1 protein-coding gene, 2 tRNA genes and 3 rRNA genes are annotated in these 7606 nt (G+C 43.0%); 1 reads left to right on the plus strand and 5 read right to left on the minus strand.

The window, feature by feature from the left end:
• Positions 1 to 407: 407 nt before the first annotated feature.
• Positions 408 to 1346 (plus strand): tRNA (adenosine(37)-N6)-dimethylallyltransferase MiaA, encoded by a 939-nt coding sequence (miaA, locus tag K737_RS02330; protein ID WP_152531051.1) that lies wholly within the window; start codon positions 408 to 410, stop codon positions 1344 to 1346.
• A gap of 164 nt (positions 1347 to 1510) precedes the next feature.
• Here the strand turns inward: miaA and rrf are convergent.
• The 5 genes from rrf to K737_RS02355 form a co-directional block, all read right to left on the minus strand.
• Positions 1511 to 1625 (minus strand): 5S ribosomal RNA (gene rrf, locus K737_RS02335).
• Between the two features lie 38 nt (positions 1626 to 1663).
• Positions 1664 to 4411: ribosomal RNA gene (locus K737_RS02340) — 23S ribosomal RNA — on the minus strand.
• Between the two features lie 116 nt (positions 4412 to 4527).
• A tRNA-Ala gene (locus K737_RS02345) sits at positions 4528 to 4601 on the minus strand.
• Positions 4602 to 4611: 10 nt separating this feature from the next.
• Positions 4612 to 4685 (minus strand) — tRNA-Ile (locus tag K737_RS02350).
• 86 nt (positions 4686 to 4771) lie between these two features.
• Positions 4772 to 6261: ribosomal RNA gene (locus K737_RS02355) — 16S ribosomal RNA — on the minus strand.
• Together the 16S, 23S and 5S rRNA genes with 2 tRNA genes alongside form the textbook arrangement of a ribosomal RNA operon.
• Between the last annotated feature and the right edge of the window lie 1345 nt (positions 6262 to 7606).

The raw sequence follows: 7606 nt of genomic DNA on the forward strand, positions 1-7606 counted from the left end.
TGACGCGTTCAAGCTTGGATTTTATTGAAGGTGGAGCGTTCATCTTGTGGATCAGCGCAGGATGCTGAACCTTTCGCTGATCGATAAGTACGAAGGTTTTAAAAGTCTCTGCGCGGGATGAGAGGTTAATTTGCATTAAACATTGTTGTTTATTTTTAATAAAATAGCCTCTCTTTCGGATCTTTTTAAGACCCTTCAAAAAAGTGAGGGGGAGTATGCTCAATAATAGATTTTATTTAATAATTAATATTTATCTGATTTTTTATTATTAAAAATATTAAATAAATGTTTTAGTTTGACTTGATTTAGTTATTCAGCTTCTAATAAAAATCGTTTTAATTTTTTTAGTTTCCAGTAAACATCATCTTAATCAAAAGAACATTCACTATTCTCAAGTGTTTTTTTTAGTGCTACAATTAAAAAGTTTGTGCGATAAAAATAAACAAATGAGAAAAAACTTAGACTTAGGAACTTTTCTACAAAAACCTTTTCCCCTGATGTGTATAGCCGGAGCTACTGCCACTGGAAAAAGTGGACTAGCTCTTGAAATAGCAAAAAAATATAACGGAGTCATTATCAATGCAGACAGCCAGCAAGTATACCAGGGGCTTCCATTGTTAACTGCTCAACCTTCTTTAAACGAGCAAAGAGAAATTTCTCACAAACTCTACCAGTACGTTCCTAATAAAGAACCGAAACGGGATGTAAAACAATGGATCCAAGATGCCATAAAAGAAATTCATGAATGCCACGATGCAGGATATCTTCCCATATTAGTGGGAGGATCAGGATTTTACTTTCAAGCTCTAGAACAAGGTCTAAGTCCTTTTCCACCAATAGAACCCCTAGATGAATCGGAATTATTAAAAAAATATCCAAATTATTCGCTTTATGAAATATTAGACTACGTAGACTCGATTTCCGCAAAAAAAATAATGAAGCAAGATAAACAAAGAATTTTAAGAGCATTGCGTGTTTATTTTTCTACAAAAATTCCTTTATCTTATTGGCAAAAAAGCCCGAAGACACGTCCCCTTTCTTATTGCTGTTGGTATAAAATTTATATTTTCGGTGAAAAATTTCTACTACAGAAACGAATTCGAGAACGATTTGATCAAGCATGTCGCAACGGACTACTTCAAGAGGTTTTTGAGTTTTCTCTTACTCCAGATTCTCCCTTAAGTCGCGCAATTGGAATAAAGATATTAAAATCCTGGGAAAGAGGAGAATTCTCATGGAAAGAAACGCAAGAAAAATTTTTAACGGAAACTTGGCAATATGCAAAACGTCAAAAAACCTGGTTCCAGCATCGTTTTATTCCAGACAAAAAGATAATATTAGAATAAAACTAAGAGCATATAAAATTGAATAGGTAAGGATAAAAAAATATTTATTTATTTATAAAAAATTCAAGAAAAATATAAGAAGATCCAAGACAAAAAAAGCTGTAGAATATAAAAAAAATGAAAAAAATAAACATAAAAAAAATATAAGAAAAAAGATGCTTAAAGACTGGCAACGACCTACTTTTTCACGCCTTAAGACGAAATATCATCAGCGCTAAGCGTCTTAACGGTCGAGTTCGAAATGGGATCGTGTGTTTTCCGCTTGCTCTAGTCACCAGTCCATAAACACCTATGGGTAACAAAATCTAACATGAATGTAAATCAAGCCAATGGGACGATTAGTACTGATTAGCTAAAAAGGTTACCCTTCTTACACATTCAGCCTATCAACGTGGTAGTCTACCACAGTCCTCATAGAGAAAATTAGTTTTGAGGTTAGTTTCCCGCTTAGATGCTTTCAGCGGTTATCTAGTCCGTACATAGCTACCCAGCACTGCTTTTGGCAAAACAACTGGTACACCAGAGGTACGTCCATCCCGGTCCTCTCGTACTAGGGAAAGATCCTCTCAATTTTCTAACACCCACGGCAGATAGGGACCGAACTGTCTCACGACGTTCTGAACCCAGCTCACGTACCGCTTTAATTGGCGAACAGCCAAACCCTTGGGACCTTCTACAGCCCCAGGATGCGATGAGCCGACATCGAGGTGCCAAACCCCCCCGTCGATAAGAACTCTTGGGAGGGATAAGCCTGTTATCCCCGGCGTACCTTTTATCCGTTGATCGATGACCCTTCCATGAGGGATCACCGGGTCACTATGACCGACTTTCGTCTCTGTTCGACTTGTATGTCTTACAGTCAGGCAAGCTTGTGCCATTGCACGCTACAGCTGATTTCTGTCCAGCCTGAGCTTACCATCGCGCGCCTCCGTTACAATTTAGGAGGCGACTGCCCCAGTCAAACTACCCACCATGCATGGTCCTGGCGCTGGATGACAGCGCTCAGTTAGATACCAAATAGATTCAGGGTGGTATTTCAAGGTTGGCTCCACATCAGCTAGCGCCAATGCTTCAAAGCCTCCCACCTATTCTACACAAAATCTACCTTGTACCAATGCAAAGCTATAGTAAAGGTGCACGGGGTCTTTCCGTCTAACCGCGGGTACTCCGCATCTTCACGGAGAATTCAATTTCACTGAGTTGATGTTGGAGACAGTGGAGAAGTCGTTACGCCATTCATGCAGGTCGGAACTTACCCGACAAGGAATTTCGCTACCTTAGGACCGTTAGATTTACGGCCGCCGTTTACTGGGGCTTCAATTCAGTGCTTGCACACCTCCTCTTAACCTTCCAGCACCGGGCAGGCGTCAGACCCTATACATCGAATTTCTTCTTCGCAGAGCCCTGTGTTTTAGTTAAACAGTCGCTACTCCCTCTTATGTGCCACCTTAATAGGGTTTCCCCCATCAAGGCACTCCTTATCCCGAAGTTACGGAGTCAATTTGCCGAGTTCCTTCAACATCATTCTCTCAAGCGCCTTAGTATACTCTACTTGTCCACCAGTGTCGGTTTGGGGTACGGTCTATTGCTGGGATTATTTCCTGGAAGAAAAAACATAGCTAGCTCAATCCATTTAGAACTAACATCATTTTTCCTTCGTCATCTCCAGCTGGCTCAGGAATTTTAACCTGATTCCCATCGACTACGACTTTCGTCCTCGCCTTAGGGGCCGGCTAACCCTGCGTGGATTACCCTTGCGCAGGAACCCTTGGACTTTCGGCGGAAGTGTTTTTAACACTTCTTTACGTTACTCATGTCAGCATTCTCACTTCTGATATCTCCAAAAGACTTCACAATCTTTCTTCAACGACTTACAGAACGCTCCGCTACCGCTTTTCTTTCGAAAAGCCCACATCTTCGGTGCATCACTTTAGCCCCGTTACATTCTCGGCGCAGATCGACTTAATTAGACTAGTGAGCTATTACGCTTTCTTTAAAGGATGGCTGCTTCTAAGCCAACCTCCTAGCTGTCTTGGTCAATCCACCTCCTTACCCACTGAGTGATGACTTAGGGACCTTAGATGGTGGTTAGGGTTGTTTCCCTTTCGACGACGGACGTTATCGCCCGCCGTCTGTCTGCTGTACTTAGCTTTTTGGTATTCGGAGTTTGGTTGGGTTTAGTAAGAATCGCTTCCCCTTAGCCCATTCAGTGCTCTACCCCCAAAAAGAAACATACAACGCTCTACCTAAATAGATTTCGCGGAGAACCAGCTATTTCCAGGTTTGATTGGCCTTTCACCCCTAACCACAAATCATCCACAACTTTTGCAACAGCATATGGTTCGGCCCTCCAGCACGCATTACCGCACCTTCAGCCTGTTCATGGCTAGATCACCTGGTTTCGGGTCTTATTCGTGAAACTATACGCCCTATTAAGACTCGCTTTCGCTTCGCCTACATCTAACGACTTAAGCTCGCTTCACAAACAAACTCGCTGACCCATGATACAAGAGGTACGCCGTCACAGCCTATTCGCTGCTCCGACTGCATTGTAAGCATTCAGTTTCAGATACTATTTCACCTCCCTTATCGGGATACTTTTCACCTTTCCCTCACGGTACTTGTTCACTATCGGTCACTGAGGAGTACTTAGGCTTGGAGGATGGTCCCCCCATGTTCAAACAGGATTTCACGTGTCCCGCCCTACTCTTGTCACTTCTAATCGGTTACCTATACGGGGCTATCACCCTTTTTTGCTTCCTTTTCCAAAAGAATTCTAGTTCCAATTAAAAATGCACTGGCCTGGTCCGATTTCGCTCGCCACTACTTTCGGAGTCTCGGTTGATTTCTTTTCCTCCAGCTACTTAGATGTTTCAGTTCGCTGGGTTCGCTTCTTAAGTCCTATGAATTCAGACTAAGATACCGCTATTGCGGTAGGTTTCCCTATTCGGATATCCGCGGATCAATGGATATTGACTCCTCCCCGCAGCTTTTCGCAGTCTTTCACGTCCTTCATCGCCTCTCAATGCCAAGGCATCCACTAAATGCTCTTATAACGCTTGATTTACACTCATGTTAAATTTTTAAACTTTTATCTAATTTTTACAATATTAGACAATTGAATTTTTTATTACCCATTCTTATACACTTATCAAAGATTATCTTCTTGGACCCAAAAAGGTGGAGATGATCGGAGTCGAACCGATGGCCTCATGCTTGCAAAGCACGCGCTCTGACCAGCTGAGCTACACCCCCATTACGAAAGTGGGCCAGGTAGGACTTGAACCTACGACCTCACGCTTATCAAGCGTGCGCTCTGACCAGCTGAGCTACTAGCCCGGTACCTTTTGATCTCAGAGAGATAAACAGTCAACACGCGTTACCCCAGTTCCTATCGTTGCAGTACTTTTCTTCCTGCCTCATAGAAAGGAGGTGATCCAGCCGCAGGTTCCCCTACGGCTACCTTGTTACGACTTAACCCCAGTCATCAACCCCACCATAGTCAGCTGCCTCCTTTCGGTTAGCTCACTGGTTTCAGGTAGAATCAACTCCCATGGCTTGACGGGCGGTGTGTACAAGGCCCGTGAACGTATTCACCGTGGCGTGCTGATCCACGATTACTAGCGATTCCAACTTCATGTTCTCGAGTTGCAGAGAACAATCCGAACTGAGATGACGTTTTAGGATTTGCTCAGGGTCTCCCCGTTGCTTCCCTTTGTCGCCACCATTGTAGCACGTGTGTAGCCCAGCCCATAAGGGCCATGAGGACCTGACGTCATCCTCTCCTTCCTCCGATTTATCACCGGCAGTCTCCTTATAGTCCTCAGCATTACCTGTTAGCAAATAAGGACAAGGGTTGCGCTCGTTGCGGGACTTAACCCAATATCTCACGACACGAGCTGACGACAGCCATGCAGCACCTGTGTGGAGTCCGGCCGAACCGAAGATTCTATCTCTAGAATCGGTGACTCCCATGTCAAGAGCTGGTAAGGTTCTTCGCGTGTTGACGAATTAAACCACATGCTCCACCGCTTGTGCGGGCCCCCGTCAATTCCTTTAAGTTTTAATCTTGCGATCGTAGTCCTCAGGCGGAGTGCTTAATGCGTTAGCTGCGACACCAACTTATAAAGCTGACGTCTAGCACTCATCGTTTAGGGCGTGGACTACCAGGGTATCTAATCCTGTTTGCTCCCCACGCTTTCGTGCCTCAGTGTCAGTTACGGACCAGAAAGTCGCTTTCGCCTCTGATGTTCCTCCTAATATCTACGAATTTCACCTCTACACTAGGAATTCCACTTTCCTCTACCGCACTCTAGTCTTCCAGTTTGAAACGCACCCCCCAGGTTAAGCCCGGGTATTTAACATCTCACTTAAAAAACCACCTACGCACCCTTTACGCCCAGTTATTCCGAACAACGCTAGCCCCCTCTGTATTACCGCGGCTGCTGGCACAGAGTTAGCCGGGGCTTTTTCTCTCGTTACCGTCATCATCTTCACGAGTAAAAGAATTTTACGACCCGAAGGCCTTCTTCATTCACGCGGCATTGCTGGATCAGGGTTTCCCCCATTGTCCAATATTCCTCACTGCTGCCTCCCGTAGGAGTCTGGGCCGTATCTCAATCCCAGTGTGGCTGATCATCCTCTCAGACCAGCTACAGATCGTAGGCTTGGTAGGCCTTTACCCCACCAACTACCTAATCTGACGCGGGCTCATCTTTTGGCGATAAATCTTTTCTTATTTCTAAGTATATGCGGTATTAGCCAAGGTTTCCCTCGGTTGTCCCCCTCCAAAAGGCAGATTCCCACGCGTTACTCACCCGTTTGCCACTAGAGACATTGCTGCCTCTCGTTTGACTTGCATGTGTTAAGCATGCCGCCAGCGTTCGTTCTGAGCCAGGATCAAACTCTCATGTTTTGCTTTATGCTAAACTCTTCAGCTTAGCACCCTAGCTACTCTACTTTTTATTCTAATTAACGGGATAAACGTGTTGACTGTTTATCTCTCTTTTTCTTTACTTCCTCAAAGATCTGTTCTTATCCTACCCTCCTTCCTTCCTACTGTCAACACCCCTTTTCTTTTTTTTTTTGCCTCATCTTCTTTTTCTTTTTTACCCCCCCCTCCTTTCACACTCTATTCTCCCTTCTTTTCAAATTACACCCCTTTTCTTACAATCTCTTGACTGTAAAATTCAAATAATCCCCTAATAAAAAAAATTTAATTCAGATATATCCACTCCCATCCCCTGTCTATCAATTCTTTAACCGCTTTGGAATATTCAATGAATGCTGTTTTTTATTAGAACGCTTTGGAAACCTTAGCTCCCACAATACAAAACGGAAAATTGTAGTCAGGAAAGAGCGTTTCTGGAAAGAGTGTTTCTGGAAAGAGTGTTTCTGGAAAGAGTGTTTCTATTGGTACATTGACTTTTTTCTTCAAACCTTGCCTAGACCCACTTATGTTTAATAGAGTTAATGATCTACGAAGGTAAATAAATAAGTTTGTATCTAGCCTTTTCCAGAACTTCTTTCTTCTCCCCCCCCCCCATCATGAGCGCAAAAACCAAAAAGCCTCTTTAGGGAAATTCTTGAAGCCTTGGCTTGTCATGAGAAAATCTTCTTTCATCGATCAAATGGTAGAACAGCCTTAACTCTCCTATACTCTTAACTTTTTTCGAAAATTCAGATCTCTTTGCTGTACCTGCTTTGAGATAACCTCCTAAGCACTTACTTGCTTCCACTTGCACTGATATTCAGGCGTTTTGCCTGCTCAGTAGAAATCTGGAAAGCCCCTAATATCTTTTAGAAGGTTTCCCCACCTTACAAAACTTCTGAAAATGTAAGCTTTTCTGAGGCTTTATTGAATAGAAACTTATTAAGCGTAAATCTATAGCAATAGATTATAAATTAAATCTCTAGGAACAACTTAACTAATTATCTTTTGTGTTGTGTAAGCTATTACATTTTCACACTTCCCTTTTTAAGAATTTCATTAATAGACTTCTTCGTAAACTAGAATGTATTTTAAACAGGATTTATTTATGTTTAGTTCATAACTCTTATGGTGCAATCTATAAAGAACTCAAGGAGACAAATTTACGGGAAATAATTATTGCATGCGAATGCCAAGACACAGCCAAGAATCAGAAAAGAACTACAAGAATCTAAAGAGAGCGCCCCAACGCTTGCAAAACGCCATACCCTAAACGTCAAGACGGTTCTAAAATGGAAGAAGACATTAAGCGTTGAGGTATAAGCGCTCG

This window comes from Holospora undulata HU1 (assembly GCF_000388175.3).
Classification (GTDB): Bacteria; Pseudomonadota; Alphaproteobacteria; order Holosporales; family Holosporaceae; genus Holospora; species Holospora undulata_A.